Raw genomic sequence first — 16,619 nt, forward strand, 5'->3', positions numbered from 1 at the left:
AAAATAAGTTTATCTAAAACTTAGACATTTTGGTATTTCCTAAAATTAGGCATCTTTGATCATTGAGAAAAAAACCGAAATATCAGTAAATGGTGCTTTACGGTTGTTCTGAAAATATTTGACGAAAAATGAATTGGAACGCGAACGCGATGTGCTCTATTCAATGAGTAAAAAATAGCGTTACAATGCAGCGTCTTGTATTTTTACAAAGCCAACTCCTCAGTAGTTTTAATTTTAAACAAGTTAAGGAAAGCACAACCCTATGTCACGTTTAGCCACTCGTTTTGGACAGCTTAAATCTCAACAGCGTAAAGCTTTGGTTTCTTATGTTATGGCTGGTGACCCTCATCCACAGGTAACAGTTCCTTTGTTACATCAGATGGTCGAGGCGGGTGTAGATGTGATTGAACTCGGTCTTCCATTTTCAGACCCTATGGCAGATGGTCCTGTGATTGCCCTTGCAGCAGAACGTGCATTGGCAGGTGGTACCAATACCTTAGATACTTTGAATATGGTCAAAGAGTTCCGTCAAAAGGATCAAGAGACCCCAGTCGTATTGATGGGTTATCTGAATCCTGTTGAAGTCATTGGTTATGAAAAGTTTGTATCGACTGCGCATGCATGTGGTGTCGATGGCATTCTACTGGTGGACTTACCACCAGAAGAAGCAGCAGAGCTTGATGTTGTATTGAAGCAATTTGATATGGATCAAATCTTTTTACTAGCGCCAACCTCAACGGACGAACGCATTAAACATGTGGTGAAACAAGCGAGTGGTTTCATCTATTACGTGTCTTTAAAAGGGGTCACAGGTGCAGCAACTTTAGACGTTGCTGAAGCTGCAAACCGAATTGCAAAAATTAAAGCAGAAACAGATATTCCTGTCGGTGTTGGTTTTGGGATCAGTGATGCGACATCTGCCAAAGCAATGGGCGGAGTGGCTGATGCTGTGATTGTTGGTAGTGCTTTTGTTAAGCAATTTGCAAGCTTAGCACCAGAACAAGCCGTGGTTGAAACGGTTAATAAAGTCAAGGAGCTTCGAGCAGCGCTCGATGAGTTAGTATGAGTCAAGATGTTAAATCAGGGAAAATCCTAAGCCCATCGACGCCATGGACTGAACGTGGTGTACCCGGTATTCAAGTACCTGATGAGCAAACCTCACTCAAGGCGACGTTTACAGAACCAACGATTGAATGCCCTGAGTGCCATGCACTTGTTACACGTACTGCAATGTCATTTAACGCTTATGTTTGCCCTCAGTGTGATGAACATTTGCGTATGAAAGCCCGTGATCGTTTGAATTGGTTCTTTGACCAAGTGCAAACAGAGTTGGGACAAGAATTTAAAGCCAAAGATCCGTTGAAATTTGTCGACTCAAAGCCATATCCAGCGCGTATGAGTGAAGCACAGACCAAAACAGGTGAAACTGAAGCCTTGGTGGTGATGCAAGGTTTACTTAAAGGTATTCCTTTGGTTGCCTGTGCCTTTGAATTTGACTTCATGGGGGGGTCAATGGGTACGGTTGTTGGTGACCGTTTTGTGCAAGCGGCTGAAAAAGCCATTGCTGACAAACAACCTCTGATTTGCTTTGCTGCTTCAGGCGGTGCGCGTATGCAAGAAGGTATGTTGTCTTTGATGCAAATGGCGCGTACTTCAGCGGCCATCCAAAAAATGAAAGACGCGGGTCTGCCATATTTGGTGGTGTTGACCCATCCTGTTTACGGCGGTGTAACGGCATCTTTAGCAATGCTCGGTGATGTACATATTGCAGAGCCGAAAGCGATGATTGGTTTCGCTGGTAAGCGTGTAATTGAACAAACGGTACGTGAAAAGCTAGAAGAGCCGTTCCAGCGTGCGGAATACTTGCTTGATCATGGTGTAATCGATCAAATTGTTCACCGTCACGCATTACGTGATACAGTTTATCGTATTGTCGCGAAACTGATGAATTTGTCTTGAACACAGCACCACTTGCAACAGACTCTTTAGAAACATGGCTCGATTATTGGGGCCATGTTCACGTTACGGGGATTGATTTAGGATTGGAACGCGTAATTCCTGTAGCTGAAAAGCTCGGTGTAACGCGTCCCGATGCCAAAGTTTTAACTGTAGCGGGAACCAATGGAAAAGGTTCGACCACCACCACACTGGCTGCCATTTTAAATGCGCAAGGCTATAAGGTGGGGCTGTATCAGTCACCACATATTTACCGTTTTAATGAGCGGGTTAAATTACGTGGTGTAGAGGTCGATAACCAAAGCTTGGTCGATGCTTTTGTACAAGTGGATCAAGCGCGCCGTGATTGTGATTTAAGCCTCTCGTTCTTTGAGGCGACCACACTCGCGGCTTTTGTCATTTTTAAAGACCAAGCATGTGATGTTTGGGTGCTTGAAGTCGGTCTGGGCGGTCGCTTAGATGTGGTCAACGTGATTGAGCCCGATGTTGCGGTGATCACCAATATTGGTTTAGACCATACTGATTGGCTGGGTGATACTATTGAAAAGATTGCCTTTGAAAAGGCCGGTATTATCCGTCCAAATATTCCTGTGGTGTTTGGCGGCTTACAACAAATCCCTCAAGCGATTATCGATAAAGCGGATGCTTGTGCTGCAAAACTTTATGCAGTGAATCGTGACTATTTTTATCAACGTAGTGAGCATGGTCAGTCATGGATGTTTGCATCCAGTGGTACCACTTTAAATTTACCTCTTGGCACATTGGCGGTTGATAATATTTCAACAGCAGTTGCAGCAGTACTTCTTAGTGGTTTAACTGTCACTCAAGCGGCTATTTCTGAAGGAATTCAAAACGCAAAACTGCAAGGTCGTTTTGAAATTCGCCAAATACAGAACAAAACGGTAATTTTTGATGCAGGGCATAACCCGCATGGTGTTGCTTTTTTATTAAATCAATTGCGAAATTTCCTAAAATACAATAAACAGTACACTGAAGTAGTCAGTGTTTTCTCGATGTTGGCAGATAAAGATGTGAAATCTGTCACAGAGTTATTGAAAGACTCCATACAAACGTGGAAAATTGCAGCATTAACGGTCCCGCGTGCAGCTCCAATTGAACAATTGGATCAAGCGCTGCAAGGGCAACATGTGCAGCACTTTGACAGTGTGAAATTGGCTTTTAAATCAGCGCTCGACGAAACAAAGAATAATCAGCTGATTTTGGTATGTGGTTCATTTCATACCTTAGAAGCGGTATGGGAGTATTTGGAAGAATGTCAATGAATAGCAAACAACGTTGGATGGGTGGCGTTGTTTTATTAGGTGGTGGTGTCCTTTTGGCGGCATTACTGCTTAAAGGCAAAGAAGAAATACATCAAAATAATATTAAAACACCAGAGCTAGTCACACAAAATGTGCAACGTAATGCCGAAGGTGAGTTGGTTCAACTTCAGCCGTTAACGGTTGATGTTGAAACAGAAAAGCGTTTACTGGAACAACAACGTATAGCACGTGAAAAATCGGTTGCTGAACAAGAAGCTCGTGCGGCCGAATTTTTAGCAATGCAACAGCAAGCCGAAGCAGATGCTGCACGTAAAGCAGCGGAAGAATATGCCGCGTTGAATGCGCACCGTAATGCTGCACAGCAAAGCTCGGACAACATTCCACCAGAATTGGTTGAAGATGAAAAAGCCAAGCAACAGCGAATTGCTGCGGACAAAGCGGCTGAAGTAAAGAAGTTAGAACAGCAAAAGCTGCAAGCGCGAACTGAAGCTGAAAAAGCAGCGGCTGCAAAAAAACTGGCTGAGCAAAAAGCCTTAGCAGAAAAGCAAGCACTTGAAGATAAAGCTAAGCGAGAAGCAGAGGCTAAACGTAAAGCAGAAGACGAGCGTAAGGCTGAAGCGAAAAAAGAAGCCGAACGTAAAGCAGATGCTGAGAAAAAAGCGGAAGACAAACGTAAGGCAGATGAAAAGCGTAAAGCTGATGAAGCCAAGAAAAAGGCGGAAGCTGAGAAAGCGCGTGATTTGCTTGAACATGGCGATAAGCAATGGATGGTACAGGTGGCATTGGCTGCCAATGAAGCCAATGCGGATGCACTGGCTGCTAAGCTTCGTGCCAAGGGTTATAAGGTCACTAAAAGTCCAACCTCTAAAGGCGTACGGATTATGGTGGGGCCATCTAAAGACCGTGATACTGCCGATGCAGCCCGCAAGAAGATTACTGCAGATGCGAGCCTCGGTATGAAGTCGGCTTGGGTGATTGACTGGGTGCCACTCGACAAACGTTAAGATCGGGTTAAACCCAATTGCCTTCACTAAGATGGATTTAACAGTTGCTGTTGAATCCATTTTATATTTTCAGGGCTGAATAATGGCTCAATATTTTTCCAAATTGGATGAAAACCATAACCCCCATGTTTCATCTCAGCCAAGGCATCAGCGGTAGACCAGTTTTGAAAAATAATGCGGTACATAGCCACACTGGCGCCTGTACGGTCTGAACCATGGTAGCAATGCAATAAAACTTTTTGCTGGTTTTGCTCCGCATGTTGAATTTGCTGCATCACCTTTAATAAATCTTCTCGGTCAATCGCCCATGTATGAATCGGGATATGCACCAATTCAAACCCTTGGTTGGACAGTTTTTTCAGGTCTTGATTGTGTGAGCGTAAATTAATAATCACATCAATTTCTTGTGCTTTTAAACTCGGAACTAAATCTTGATCGGGTTGCTCACTACGAAAAACAGTTTCACTGATTTGATAGAAATTATGCGCAGGTTGGATCGACTGTCCCCAGTGTTGTGGACGCTCGGTCTCGGGCAGCGCAGGCGTAGTCATACAGCCAGAAACACTGATACACAGAGAAAGCATAACAAGATATTTGGTCATAGGATCAGGCTCTGATGGTGTGAAAGTTCAACAGGGTCATGCGCACAAAAGATTTCGATACTTGGTTCAGACTGTGCCAATTTTTGAATCTTATGCAGGTTGCTTAAGCGCTGTGCATTATCTTCGGCAAAAAATACTTCCAAGGTATTTAAGCTACGAAGTTTATTTTGAGGGTTAAGCTCTAGGTGGGAGTAGTAGGCATCCCCGCAGAAGAGTTTCCAACCCTGTTGGGTTTTAATGGCAATGCCACAGTGACCTTCAGTATGCCCAAACAGTGGAATCAAAAGAATCTCATTATGAAATAAGTCAAACCCTTGCACTTGAGTCAAATTAAACCATGCGTCACCATGAATCGGCTCAATAAAGTGCCAATGACGATGCTGCTGAAATTGTTGAGTTTTATAACGGGCTTTGTTTTTAAATGATTTTAAGTTTTGTGCCGCATTATATTCGTTAGACAGGATATGTACGGTTGCATTGGGAAAGTCGGAAATCCCCCCCGCATGGTCAAAATCCAGATGTGAAACCAAAATGTGTCTGACATCCTTTGGGCTAAAGCCAAGTTTTTGGATTTGTGCAATGGCAGTTAATTCTAAGTTTTGTTCAATTTTTCCAATTCGAGCCACCAACTGCCCCAAACGCTGCTTGGTGTGTAGATAGTCCTGTATGCCTAAGCCCGTATCAATCAGCACCAGCCCTTGATCTGTTTCAACCAAAAGACAATGGCACACGACCTTAGCTTGAAAACCTTTTTGACCAAAGAGTGGGGCACACACTGGACACATGGTGCCACAATGTAAATGGTGAATGTTATAGATCATAAAGTCATTTTTATCGTATTGTTTTGACTGTTATAGCGGAAGATTTGAGTTTTAACAGTTTGATTTTGTTAAAGAGTCATGCATGCCTGCTTTAAGCGGAAAAAAGCCTGTCGATTGACAGGCTTTCAAAAGTTCAAACTCGGCTCGTCATTGGAGTTTGAAACGATCATACAAGGTGACTCTGAACGTATTTTTATGGGTTAGTTTCCTCTTTTAGATTGCTTGGAGTTCGGTACCCAATTTTTGTTTTCAATAGGGCTGCTCGGTTAAAACTTCGGGCTTCGCTTGTCTAGTGCAAGAGTAGAGTATTTTATCCTTGTTCAGGCTGTGGAGTCAGGCGTAAATACGGGGTGACTGCTTTATAACCTTTCGGAAAGCGCTGTGCGATTTCAGCTTCATCTTTGAGTGATGGCACAATCACCACATCTTCGCCTTGTTGCCAGTTCGCAGGAGTTGCAACTTTGTGGTGATCGGTCAGTTGCAGTGAGTCAATCACGCGTAAGATTTCATGGAAATTACGACCAGTTGATGCAGGGTAGGTAATAATCAAACGGACTTTTTTGTTTGGGTCGATAATCACTAAAGAGCGAACCGTTAATGTTTCACTGGCATTGGGATGGATAAAACCATATAACTCAGACACTTTACGGTCTTGGTCGGCAATGATCGGGAAGTTCACCGTGGTGTTTTGGGTTGCATTGATGTCTTTAATCCAACCATGATGCGATTCGACATCATCGACCGAGAGGGCAATGGCTTTTACCCCACGTTTTTCAAATTCATCTTTGAGTTTTGCGGTAAAGCCAAGCTCGGTGGTACATACTGGCGTGTAGTCAGCAGGATGTGAAAACAGTACTCCCCAGCTATCGCCTAAAAATTGATAAAAATCGATTTCGCCTTCGCTCGAAGCCTGTTGAAAGTTGGGTGCGATGTCGCCTAAACGTAAACTCATGTTGAACCTCAAATTATCTTTATGTCTATGGAATGAACATCACTATGGCGCAATTTCTTTTGCATGAAAAATAGTGTTTTATTATTTGTTTATACAAAATATTCATAATTGGTCGGATAGGTGTTCTGTATTTGGGGATGCCAAAGATGACCTCATTGTTGCTCTAGAGATCGCTTATTTGCATATTTGGTAACGGTGTTTAGACGAGATTTTTTCTGCTTCTGTGAAGTGTATCGCTCTATAGAATTGATCGCGTATATGATTGGCTACAATTCTTTTCATGATTGATTTATAGTTGTTTTTAAAGTAATTCTACAAAGTATAAAAACTTGAGCATTCCAACAATGAAAAAAATAGGGATAGCCCTGACTTTAGTGTTATGGGGACTGGAAGTAACTCATGCGCAGAATGGTGGGCAATTGAAACAAGCCCAAGTGAGTACTGCTCGTCAAACGCCACAACAAATTACAGATCAATATCTAGCGTCTCAAAAAAGCCTTACACAGCGGAAAGTGGCACTGTCTCAGGCTCTCGAACAGGAGTTAGCTCGAGGTCAGAATGCGAATAATATTTATCAAGTTGCTTGTGTACAGCTTGTTCCGATTCTTACCGCAATGCGGGTCAATGATGAACAACTCTTGGGTTTCCTACAGAGCATGAATCCAAGTCAGTCCAATAATGGGGTGAAAGCCGCGCTGCGGCAAAATCAAGCACTTGAAAGCAAAACCTTGAATAACTGTAAACAATTAAAGTCACTACTTTAAAAAAGACCTTGAATCCTGATGAGTTCGGATGAAATCTCTATGTCGGCTGTTTAAAATTTGTTACATTAGTTTGCCTTAGATTCGACGGGCTAGAAACAATGAATAGATTTTTTAAATGGTTTTGTGTAAAGCCCTTGTACTTCAAATTTCTAGCACCATAATAACGACTAAGAAAACATATTCATTTGACAAGCAAGATTTAGAGAGTCTATTCATGTTGGCAAGTCTGATCGGAGGAATCTTCGGTACCAAAAATGAGCGCGAACTCAAACGCATGCGTAAAATCGTAGACAAGATTAATGCGCTCGAGCCGACGATATCCGCTCTTGGCGATGCAGACTTATCTGCAAAAACTGAAGAATTTAAACAACGTTATAACAAGGGCGAAAGCCTCGATAAATTACTCCCGGAAGCATTTGCCGTCTGCCGTGAAGCAGCTAAGCGTGTCATGGGCATGCGTCATTACGATGTACAGTTGATCGGTGGTATTACCTTACACGAAGGTAAAATTGCGGAGATGCGTACAGGTGAAGGTAAAACCCTGATGGGTACCTTGGCGTGTTATTTAAACGCGATTAGTGCTCAAGGTGTTCACGTCATTACCGTGAATGACTATTTGGCACAGCGTGATGCTGAATTAAACCGTCCGCTGTTTGAATTCTTGGGTTTAAGCATCGGGATTATCTATTCCATGCAAGATCCAACAGAGAAAGCTGAAGCCTATCGTGCTGATATTACCTACGGTACCAACAACGAATTTGGCTTTGACTATCTACGTGACAACATGGTGTTCTCGCTTGCTGAGAAAAAACAACGTGGTTTGATCTATGCCATCATCGATGAAGTCGATTCGATCTTAATTGATGAAGCACGTACGCCTTTGATTATTTCAGGTCAAAGTGATGATTCTTCACAGTTGTATGCCGCAATCAACAGCATTCCACCCAAACTACATGCGCAGAAAGAAGAAAAAGTCGCGGATGGCGGTCATTTCTGGATCGATGAAAAACAACGTTCTGTTGAAATGACAGAAATTGGTTTCGAAACGGTTGAAAATGAACTAATTGAAATGGGCTTGTTGGCTGAAGGTGAAAGCCTGTATTCATCGACCAACCTAAATCTAGTTCATCATGTTACCGCTGCCATTCGTGCGCATTACTTGTATCAACGCAATGTGCACTACATCATCAATGATGGTGAAGTGATCATTGTCGATGAAAACACAGGACGTACCATGCCAGGTCGTCGCTGGTCTGAAGGTTTACACCAAGCAGTTGAAGCAAAAGAAGGCTTAGAAATTCAGCCTGAAAACCAAACGCTTGCAACCACAACTTTCCAGAACTATTTCCGCCTATACAAAAAGCTTTCGGGTATGACCGGTACTGCCGATACTGAAGCTGCGGAAATGAAAGAAATTTATGGTCTAGACGTGGTGATCATTCCGACGCACCGTCCTATGATTCGTCTCGACCAAAACGATTTAATCTATTTAAATCGTAATGGTAAATACAACGCGATTATTCAAGAAATTCAACGCGTACATGAGTCTGGTGTAGCCCCAATTTTGATTGGTACAGCAACCATTGAAGCTTCTGAGATTCTTTCGGATAAATTAAAAGAAGCAGGCATTCAGCATGAAGTGTTGAACGCAAAACAACACGAACGTGAAGCAGATATTATTGCGCAAGCGGGTGCACCGCGTGCAGTAACTATTGCAACCAACATGGCAGGTCGTGGTACAGATATTCTGCTCGGTGGTAACTGGAAAGCTTTACTGGCAAAAATTGAAAATCCAACCCCTGAAGATGAAGCGCGCTTAAAAGCCGAATGGGAACAAAGCCATGAAATGGTATTGAGTTCGGGTGGCTTACACATCATTGGTTCTGAGCGTCACGAATCACGTCGTATTGATAACCAGCTCCGTGGTCGTGCAGGTCGTCAAGGTGACCCTGGTGTATCACGTTTCTACTTATCACTTGAAGATGACTTAATGCGTATCTTTGCGGGTGATCGTGTTGTGGGTATGATGCGTGCGATGGGCTTACAAGAAGACGAAGCCATTGAGCATAAAATGGTGTCACGTTCGATTGAAAATGCGCAGCGCAAAGTTGAAGCACGTAACTTCGATATTCGTAAGAACTTATTGAAATACGATGACGTCAACAACGAACAGCGTAAAATTATTTACTCGCAACGTGATGAGGTTTTGGCGGAAAGCACATTGCAAGATTACATCGAAGAGATGCAACGTGATGTGATGAAAGGCGTGATTTCTAACTATATCCCACCTGAGTCAATTCATGACCAATGGGATATTGATGGGCTTGAAAAAGCATTACGTGAAGACCTTGCGATTGATTTGCCAATCAACCAATGGTTGGAAGATGATCGTCGTTTAGATGAAGAATCTTTGGTTGAGCGTATTACTGATGAAGTTGTACAGCGCTACCGTAGCCGCCGTGAGCAAATGGGGGATGAAACAGCAGTTATGCTGGAGCGTCACTTCATGTTGAACTCGCTGGATCGTCACTGGAAAGATCACTTGGCGGCGATGGATTATTTACGTCAAGGTATTCACTTACGTGGCTATGCACAGAAAAATCCTGAGCAAGAATACAAAAAAGAAGCGTATAACTTATTTGTAAATATGTTGGCGATTATTAAATCAGATGTTGTGACCGATTTATCTCGCGTACATGTACCAACGGCTGAAGAGCTGGCTGAAATGGAAGCTCAAAAGCAAGCTCAAGCTGAAGCGATGCAATTGAATTTGTCGCATGCAGACTTTGATGGTTTGTTGACCGATGATCAAATCCAATTCGCAGAAGTAGATGCACAGTACGAGCCTGTAGAAGAGTTTGCGGCACCTGCGAGTCGTAACGCGCCTTGCCCATGTGGTTCAGGCTTAAAATACAAACAGTGTCACGGTAAAATCTAAACTGTGAACGAGTGAAAAAGCAGAACTTCGGTTCTGCTTTTTATTGGCATGGCTGAAAAATTGACATTAAGATCAATCCAAATACGATTCTGATTACAGCTAAAGCGTTGCATAATGTGAATAGCATTTGCAGTGTTAGGCATTAAATGCTATTTAGTTGCTCATCATCTAAACCTCTAAAGTGGAAAGACAATGAAAAAAGTATTAAAACCAATCATGATTGTAGCTTTAGCGCTTCCAACTTTTGCATTTGCAGATACCACTACCGCAGCTAAAGTTCAACAAGCACGCGGTGTAACCACAGCACCTGCGGCACAAGCCAATGGCAATATTACGGTACAAAGTCCGCGTACAGGTATTCGTTATACCTTTGCCAACCCAAATCAACGCCCAGTGGTTCTGCAAACGGCTGCTATTGCTCCTGTAAATGCAGCAACGGTGAATCGTATTGTGGCTTCAAACCCAGCGCTTTCTCCTGTAAGTCAAGAAAATGCTAAACAAGCGCTTTTGTCTAGCTCAGCACAGCTTGCTTCAAATTAATCAAATGCTGCTGTATAAAAACCAATCTTCGGATTGGTTTTTTTATGTCAAAAATGAGTGTGCATTGAAAAGTTAAAGCAAACAAAGTCTTCTGCTCGATTTTTTCTGAAAATTCTAATAAGCTGTGTTTTTTCTAACAAATGAATTGGACGTTTAAAATGCCAGTAGGTGACGTATCAATGCCACAAATGCACGTGGTGAAAGGGGTGAGAATCGGAACGGCTGAAGCTTATGTGCGCTATCAGAACCGACGTGATCTTGTCATTTTCGAATTTGCTGAAGGAACGAATGTTGCGGGTGTTTTCACTCAAAATGCATTCTGTGCAGCGCCCGTGCATGTGTCAAAAGCGCACTTACAAGTGGCGAATCCGCGCTACCTCATTATTAATACTGGCAATGCCAATGCAGGTACAGGCAAAACAGGCATGTTGAATGCTGAACGTACTTGTGCACAGTTGGCTGAGCTTGCTGGTGTGCAAGCAACGGAAGTGTTACCGTTTTCAACAGGGGTGATTGGTGAACAATTGCCGTTGGAGCGTTTGTTAAATGGATTACAGCCTGCATTAAATAGTTTGAGTGCTGATGCTTGGAGTGCTGCTGCTACCGGGATTATGACCACAGACACCACACCGAAAGGCGCATCTGAGCAATTTGAATTGGATGGCATCATGTATACCATGACGGGTATTTCTAAGGGTGCAGGCATGATTCGTCCCAACATGGCAACGATGTTGGGCTATGTTGCAACCGATGCACCTATCAGCCGCGAGTTGGTTCAGCAACTGTTGAACGAAACGGTTAATGTTTCGTTCAACCGAATTACCATTGACGGTGATACTTCAACCAATGACTCATGTATCTTTGCGGCTACGGGTCAAGCGGGTGGTGTTGAAATTAGCTCAACCCGAGATGCACGCTATACCGTAGTGCTAGATGTACTCACGCGTATGATGAAACGTCTTGCACAACTAATTGTGCGTGATGGTGAGGGTGCAACTAAGTTTATTACGGTTGCTGTTGAAGGTGGTCATGACACGCAAGAATGCTGCGATATTGCTTATAGTATTGCGCATTCACCTTTGGTTAAAACTGCGATTTTTGCGTCAGATCCGAACTGGGGACGTATCTTGGCTGCGATTGGTTATGCTGGGGTTAAAAATTTAGATGTTGAAAAAATCCAAGTTTGGTTAGATGATGTGCAAATCTGTAAGGATGGTGGTGCGGCTGCCGATTACACGGAAGCGGAAGGTGCTCGTGTAATGTCACAAGCTGAAATGACCATTCGTGTAGATTTAGGACGCGGGGCAGCGAAAGACACAGTGTATACCTGTGACTTATCTTATGACTATGTAAAGATTAATGCGGATTATCGCTCTTAATCTTAACGAGTTTAAAAAAAGCCTCCTTTGGAGGCTTTTTTACCATAAGAACTTTTGAATGATTGGTCAAAAGCCGAGAAGCCATTTGGCCAATAAATTAAGTGCGGGACTTGCTTGCCGACAAGCATGAAGGGATGAATGAATGATGAACAATGCGACCAATTTAATTGCCAATGACGCAAAATCAATTGTGCAGGCGCATTTGGACCGTTTGGGTGAAACCAAAGACTCAAAGCTCAGTGAAGAACTGAAGCAAGAAAAATTTGCTTTAATCTTGGACGAGTTGAAAAATCGCGATGCGGTATTGGTAGCGCACTACTATTGCGATCCTGAAGTGCAGGAATTGGCCGAGTTAAGTGGTGGCTGTGTTTCTGATTCATTGGAAATGGCCCGTTTTGGTCGTGATCATCCAGCGTCGACCTTGGTGGTGGCGGGCGTTAAATTTATGGGTGAAACCTCAAAAATTTTATCACCGAATAAAACCATTCTGATGCCAACTTTAGAGGCCACATGTTCTTTAGATTTGGGTTGTCCTGTTGAAGAATTTAGTCAGTTTTGTGATGCCCATCCAGACCATACAGTAGTGGTCTATGCCAACACTTCAGCAGCCGTTAAAGCCCGTGCCGATTGGGTGGTGACTTCAAGTTGTGCGGTTGAAATTATTGAGCATCTAGACAGTTTAGGTGAAAAGATTATTTGGGCACCCGATCAGCATTTAGGCCGTTATATCCAAAAGAAAACGGGCGCAGACATGTTGCTTTGGGATGGTGCATGTATTGTGCATGAAGAATTCCGTGCACGTGGCATTGCGAAAATGAAGGCGCTTTATCCTGATGCTGCGGTGCTGGTACATCCTGAGTCACCTGAGTCAGTGGTGGATGTTGCTGATGCTGTTGGAAGTACTTCACAGCTGATTAAAGCTGCGCAAACCTTACCCAATGAACGACTGATTGTGGCAACTGATCGGGGTATTTTCTACAAAATGCAACAAGCAGTGCCGAACAAAATTTTGGTTGAAGCGCCAACAGCAGGGGAGGGAGCAACCTGTCGTTCTTGTGCACACTGCCCATGGATGGCAATGAATGAGCTAGATGGAATTTTAGAGGTATTACAGCGTGGAGATCAGGAAATATTTGTAGACCCAGCACTTGCTGAGCGTGCGAAATTACCTTTAGATCGCATGTTGGATTTCAGTGCATCGCTAAAACGTTAAAATTTGTATAAAAAATGCCTGAAACGCTTGATTAATATACATTTGACGTGATTTTTTTATTTTTTTTAAATATAGGTGTTGACGTTATCAAGCGTCACGCCTAGAATGCACACCGTACCGAACGAGATGTTCGATACAAAAGCTGAGATGAATCGGAGCATAGCACAGCCTGGTAGTGCACCTGGTTTGGGACCAGGGGGTCGTAGGTTCGAATCCTACTGCTCCGACCAATTCTTCAAGGCAAGGTTATCCATAATACCTCGTATTATTGGTCATGCGCCTGTAGCTCAGTTGGATAGAGCATCCGCCTTCTAAGCGGATGGTCACAGGTTCGAATCCTGTCAGGCGCGCCATTAGGTAGCTTGGTATTAAGAACCGGAACGTTATGGTGGATGTAGCTCAGTTGGTAGAGCCCTGGATTGTGATTCCAGTTGTCGCGGGTTCGAATCCCGTCATTCACCCCAACTTTAAAAAGTTGAAATCGGAGCATAGCACAGCCTGGTAGTGCACCTGGTTTGGGACCAGGGGGTCGTAGGTTCGAATCCTACTGCTCCGACCATTTATTGAAATGGTCGAGATAAAGATGCCGCGTTAAGCGGTTTTTTTATGCCTGAAATTTAGTAAAGTACATAAAAAAGCCTTCATCACGAAGGCTAAAGATAAAACATAAATGCTTAAGGAATAATAATAATATTCACACGACGATTCAGCGCTCGATTTTCCTCGCTGCTATTTTCTACCAGAGGTTGTGATGCACCGCGACCCATGCTCTGAATATTTTGAGTTTTAAACCCTGTTTCGATAAAAATCTGGCTAACTGTTGATGCGCGTTTCTCCGAGAGTGTTTGGTTGTAGCTTGGGTCACCAATATTATCTGTATGTCCAACCACTTTAATTTTATTTAAATTGTATTGCTGTAGCTGTTTAGAAAGTGCTTCGAGTGCGGGTTTTTGAGAGGCTTGAATATCTGATTGGTCAAAGCCGAACAATAATTTTTCAGGCAGTCTCAGCGTCCAGCCTTCTTCGGTCAAGGTAAAGCCTTGTTTCTTCAGCATGCGCGCTTGTTTATAGTTGAGGTGCCCTAAACTGAGACAGCCAGATAAAGCAGTGATAAGACCTGCGATAAGCATAAATTTACAAAGATGTTTTAACATGAGGATTCCTGATCAGGATTTAGGCAAGGTGTGATGTACCACCCTTGAGCTAAGTTTTTGGCTTTATACATGGCATTATCTGCTTCAGCAATCAAATCTTCAGGCGTTGTTGCACATTTTGAAAAAGCAACGCCAATACTGAAACTAAAATGAATCTGATGTTGATCAAAAGATAATGGTGCTTTACTGCATTCTATTAAATGCTCACAAATCAGTTCTAGGTGATCATAGTGTTTGATATTACGGAGCAGAATTGCAAACTCATCACCACCTAATCGTGCTACCACATCGTGGCTTCTGACATTCTTTTTCAAACGTTGGGCCATTTCTTTGAGGACGGCATCACCTGCTAAGTGCCCATAAACATCATTAATGTTTTTAAAGTTATTGTTGTCAATAAAAAAGAGAGCGGTCTGGTTTTTCTCAGGGTGCTCAAATTGATTGAACAAAATATTGTAAAAATAATGACGATTCGGGAGTTCAGTTAACTGATCATGCAACGCTTGATGTGATAACTGAGAGTTTTCGCTTTGTAGCTTTTCATTGGTACGCTGCACCTTATCTAATAAATTATTAAATGCACCACTGATGACGCGAAATTCATAAATGGGGGATGATGGAAGACGTGCTTGATATTGAGTATCAAGATTAAGGCTTTCAACGGTATTGACCATGGGTTGAATTGAGTGCATCAGTTTTTGATAGGTTGAATGCACCAACCACAACATAATCAACAGGATGACAAAAATCCCAGCGGAGAGACAAATCAAGAGCTGAAAGAAAAAGCTCATGAGTTGAGTGGCACTACCGTAAATGATCAATGTCCCGTACTGGTTATTTTGATGTTTGATGGTGCGTGTCACAGGGTGTTTAAAGAAGACCTTATCAAACAGATTTTCCATCCATGCAAACTCAGGTGTAGGTTTGTATGCTTCGGCCAGTGGTTTCCCTTGTAGGTTGATGACTTGAATAGCGCGAATTGGATATTGCTGAATATGATTGTTCAGTGTTTGCTGTAGTGTAATAGGATCATTGAAAATGACAGCAGGTTGAATTTGCTCACTTAAGGTTGCGCTAAAAATATTAAGGCTTTGCTTGGCGTAGGTATTCATGGTGTAGATGGAAATCACCACGAAAATTAAACTACAAATACCAAGAGTAAGAGCAAAAATCAGCAATTGAGACTGACTAAAAATTTTTTGTAGGGAAGTATTAGAGCTTTTACGAAACATTGACTTAAGGCTCCGTAGATTTTGCTAATAATAAAACACGTGGATCTACACGTGCTTGGGACTGGGACAGGCTGGCCAAGTTTACCTTAAAGGAAGTTCGCGTTTTGTTTTGATATAAGCAAAATGCGCTACCTAATTCGCATTCAGTATTGTTAGAGCTAAAAGTCAGTGGAGCATCTTTTAAGTTATTTATAATATTTTGCTCTTCACGTGGTGTGTAGGTTGAGAAAAAAACAGCATTGCACATAACCTTATTTAATTCAGACAAACTGACCGCTTGAATTTGATACGCACTCTTGAGTTGCTGATTGACTTGAATGAACTGATTGGATAATTGGCTGTTATTTAAAATGCATAAAGAAATAGGATTGGGTGTATTCCAACGCACATAGCTCAAAATCGTCAACGTGGTTGCAGGGAGATTTAGTTGCGGCTGTGCCTGTACCTGAGAAATCATTAAACAGGACAAGAGGGTTAAATAAATTTTGTATTTAAAAGCTGTCATTATTCATTTTGCTTGGCAGCGAAAGTGAGCCTATTTTAACGAAAAATAAACAGTGATGGTTAAAATTGCTTTAATAATCGACAAAAATCACATTTTTGACCAAAAAATATGCGCTTGAAATAAAATAATAGAAAAAGGTATTGCAAGGGATTAGAAATACTGTAGAATGCACATCCATCGGCGGTGATGTTGATTAAAACTTGTTGAGAAACAAGGATTTAGCCCAAGTGGTAGAATCTGGAAGTCTTGAATAAGTTTAAAAATAATTAACAAAAC

15 protein-coding genes and 4 tRNA genes are annotated in these 16,619 nt (G+C 42.4%); 13 read left to right on the forward strand and 6 right to left on the reverse strand.

Features of this window, described 5'->3' with window-relative positions; all coding sequences use genetic code 11:
- Nucleotides 1-262: 262 nt before the first annotated feature.
- The 4 genes from trpA to JZ787_RS15315 are packed head-to-tail and all read left to right on the forward strand — an operon-like array spanning nt 263 to nt 4,243.
- Nucleotides 263-1,066: a tryptophan synthase subunit alpha gene (trpA, locus tag JZ787_RS15300; RefSeq protein ID WP_346312755.1), complete on the forward strand. Its 804-nt coding sequence runs from the start codon at nt 263-265 to the stop codon at nt 1,064-1,066.
- On the forward strand, nt 1,063-1,959 hold the full coding sequence (accD, locus tag JZ787_RS15305; RefSeq protein ID WP_004697788.1) for an acetyl-CoA carboxylase, carboxyltransferase subunit beta: 897 nt from the start codon (nt 1,063-1,065) through the stop codon (nt 1,957-1,959). The genes trpA and accD overlap by 4 nt, the downstream gene beginning before the upstream one ends.
- Nucleotides 1,956-3,239 (forward strand): bifunctional tetrahydrofolate synthase/dihydrofolate synthase, encoded by a 1,284-nt coding sequence (gene folC / locus JZ787_RS15310; protein WP_346312756.1) that lies wholly within the window; start codon nt 1,956-1,958, stop codon nt 3,237-3,239. Before accD ends, folC begins: the two co-directional genes overlap by 4 nt.
- Complete coding sequence (locus tag JZ787_RS15315) at nt 3,236-4,243, forward strand: SPOR domain-containing protein (RefSeq protein WP_346312757.1); 1,008 nt, start codon at nt 3,236-3,238, stop codon at nt 4,241-4,243. Before folC ends, JZ787_RS15315 begins: the two co-directional genes overlap by 4 nt.
- 26 nt (nt 4,244-4,269) lie before the next feature.
- On the opposite strand, the gene JZ787_RS15320 is transcribed toward JZ787_RS15315, so the two are convergent.
- From JZ787_RS15320 to JZ787_RS15330, 3 genes are all read right to left on the reverse strand, one after another.
- Entirely contained in the window at nt 4,270-4,845 is a 576-nt protein-coding gene (locus JZ787_RS15320; protein ID WP_346312758.1) for a dual specificity protein phosphatase family protein, read from the reverse strand.
- Nucleotides 4,842-5,666, reverse strand: a complete 825-nt coding sequence (locus JZ787_RS15325; protein WP_234951170.1) for an MBL fold metallo-hydrolase — start codon at nt 5,664-5,666, stop codon at nt 4,842-4,844. The genes JZ787_RS15320 and JZ787_RS15325 overlap by 4 nt, the downstream gene beginning before the upstream one ends.
- Before the next feature lie 310 nt (nt 5,667-5,976).
- Nucleotides 5,977-6,618, reverse strand: coding sequence for a peroxiredoxin (locus JZ787_RS15330; protein WP_125274393.1), 642 nt, complete (start codon nt 6,616-6,618; stop codon nt 5,977-5,979).
- 344 nt (nt 6,619-6,962) lie between these two features.
- On the opposite strand from JZ787_RS15330, the gene JZ787_RS15335 reads away from it, so the two are divergent.
- The 9 genes from JZ787_RS15335 to JZ787_RS15375 all read left to right on the forward strand — a co-directional run bounded on the left by JZ787_RS15335 (nt 6,963) and on the right by JZ787_RS15375 (nt 14,011).
- Nucleotides 6,963-7,382 (forward strand): hypothetical protein, encoded by a 420-nt coding sequence (locus JZ787_RS15335; protein ID WP_168159427.1) that lies wholly within the window; start codon nt 6,963-6,965, stop codon nt 7,380-7,382.
- 214 nt (nt 7,383-7,596) lie between these two features.
- Complete coding sequence (secA, locus tag JZ787_RS15340) at nt 7,597-10,320, forward strand: preprotein translocase subunit SecA (RefSeq protein WP_346312759.1); 2,724 nt, start codon at nt 7,597-7,599, stop codon at nt 10,318-10,320.
- A gap of 192 nt (nt 10,321-10,512) precedes the next feature.
- Nucleotides 10,513-10,860 (forward strand): hypothetical protein, encoded by a 348-nt coding sequence (locus JZ787_RS15345; protein ID WP_218289200.1) that lies wholly within the window; start codon nt 10,513-10,515, stop codon nt 10,858-10,860.
- A 158-nt stretch (nt 10,861-11,018) separates the two neighbouring features.
- The gene (argJ, locus tag JZ787_RS15350) at nt 11,019-12,239 is read left to right on the forward strand and encodes a bifunctional glutamate N-acetyltransferase/amino-acid acetyltransferase ArgJ (protein ID WP_234951173.1); all 1,221 of its coding nucleotides are present in this window, start codon (nt 11,019-11,021) and stop codon (nt 12,237-12,239) included.
- Between the two features lie 145 nt (nt 12,240-12,384).
- Nucleotides 12,385-13,452 (forward strand): quinolinate synthase NadA, encoded by a 1,068-nt coding sequence (gene nadA / locus JZ787_RS15355; protein WP_234951848.1) that lies wholly within the window; start codon nt 12,385-12,387, stop codon nt 13,450-13,452.
- A gap of 153 nt (nt 13,453-13,605) precedes the next feature.
- Nucleotides 13,606-13,682, forward strand: a tRNA-Pro gene (locus JZ787_RS15360).
- 46 nt (nt 13,683-13,728) lie between these two features.
- Nucleotides 13,729-13,805: transfer RNA gene (locus JZ787_RS15365), tRNA-Arg, on the forward strand.
- A 35-nt stretch (nt 13,806-13,840) separates the two neighbouring features.
- A tRNA-His gene (locus JZ787_RS15370) sits at nt 13,841-13,916 on the forward strand.
- An 18-nt stretch (nt 13,917-13,934) separates the two neighbouring features.
- Nucleotides 13,935-14,011: transfer RNA gene (locus JZ787_RS15375), tRNA-Pro, on the forward strand.
- A gap of 115 nt (nt 14,012-14,126) precedes the next feature.
- Here JZ787_RS15375 and JZ787_RS15380 read toward each other — a convergent pair.
- Genes JZ787_RS15380 through JZ787_RS15390 form a run of 3 tightly spaced genes read right to left on the reverse strand, consistent with a single transcriptional unit; the run spans nt 14,127 to nt 16,343 of the window.
- Complete coding sequence (locus tag JZ787_RS15380) at nt 14,127-14,606, reverse strand: OmpA family protein (protein WP_005401947.1); 480 nt, start codon at nt 14,604-14,606, stop codon at nt 14,127-14,129.
- On the reverse strand, nt 14,600-15,838 hold the full coding sequence (locus JZ787_RS15385) for a sensor domain-containing diguanylate cyclase (protein WP_234951174.1): 1,239 nt from the start codon (nt 15,836-15,838) through the stop codon (nt 14,600-14,602). Before JZ787_RS15385 ends, JZ787_RS15380 begins: the two co-directional genes overlap by 7 nt.
- 4 nt (nt 15,839-15,842) lie before the next feature.
- On the reverse strand, nt 15,843-16,343 hold the full coding sequence (locus JZ787_RS15390; protein ID WP_005401945.1) for a YfiR family protein: 501 nt from the start codon (nt 16,341-16,343) through the stop codon (nt 15,843-15,845).
- Between the last annotated feature and the right edge of the window lie 276 nt (nt 16,344-16,619).

It is taken from the genome of Acinetobacter sp. BWR-L5 (assembly GCF_039655985.1).
Lineage (GTDB): Bacteria > Pseudomonadota > Gammaproteobacteria > Pseudomonadales > Moraxellaceae > Acinetobacter > Acinetobacter johnsonii.

Excerpts from the sequence above, each read along its gene's own strand:
- trpA (WP_346312755.1), top strand. The coding sequence starts at position 263 with ATGTCACGTTTAGCCACTCGTTTTGGACAGCTTAAATCTCAACAGCGT.
- accD (WP_004697788.1), top strand. The coding sequence starts at position 1,063 with ATGAGTCAAGATGTTAAATCAGGGAAAATCCTAAGCCCATCGACGCCA.
- JZ787_RS15315 (WP_346312757.1), top strand. The coding sequence starts at position 3,236 with ATGAATAGCAAACAACGTTGGATGGGTGGCGTTGTTTTATTAGGTGGT.
- JZ787_RS15320 (WP_346312758.1), bottom strand. The coding sequence starts at position 4,845 with ATGACCAAATATCTTGTTATGCTTTCTCTGTGTATCAGTGTTTCTGGC.
- JZ787_RS15325 (WP_234951170.1), bottom strand. The coding sequence starts at position 5,666 with ATGATCTATAACATTCACCATTTACATTGTGGCACCATGTGTCCAGTG.
- JZ787_RS15330 (WP_125274393.1), bottom strand. The coding sequence starts at position 6,618 with ATGAGTTTACGTTTAGGCGACATCGCACCCAACTTTCAACAGGCTTCG.
- JZ787_RS15335 (WP_168159427.1), top strand. The coding sequence starts at position 6,963 with ATGAAAAAAATAGGGATAGCCCTGACTTTAGTGTTATGGGGACTGGAA.
- secA (WP_346312759.1), top strand. The coding sequence starts at position 7,597 with ATGTTGGCAAGTCTGATCGGAGGAATCTTCGGTACCAAAAATGAGCGC.
- JZ787_RS15345 (WP_218289200.1), top strand. The coding sequence starts at position 10,513 with ATGAAAAAAGTATTAAAACCAATCATGATTGTAGCTTTAGCGCTTCCA.
- argJ (WP_234951173.1), top strand. The coding sequence starts at position 11,019 with ATGCCAGTAGGTGACGTATCAATGCCACAAATGCACGTGGTGAAAGGG.
- nadA (WP_234951848.1), top strand. The coding sequence starts at position 12,385 with ATGAACAATGCGACCAATTTAATTGCCAATGACGCAAAATCAATTGTG.
- JZ787_RS15380 (WP_005401947.1), bottom strand. The coding sequence starts at position 14,606 with ATGTTAAAACATCTTTGTAAATTTATGCTTATCGCAGGTCTTATCACT.
- JZ787_RS15385 (WP_234951174.1), bottom strand. The coding sequence starts at position 15,838 with ATGTTTCGTAAAAGCTCTAATACTTCCCTACAAAAAATTTTTAGTCAG.
- JZ787_RS15390 (WP_005401945.1), bottom strand. The coding sequence starts at position 16,343 with ATGACAGCTTTTAAATACAAAATTTATTTAACCCTCTTGTCCTGTTTA.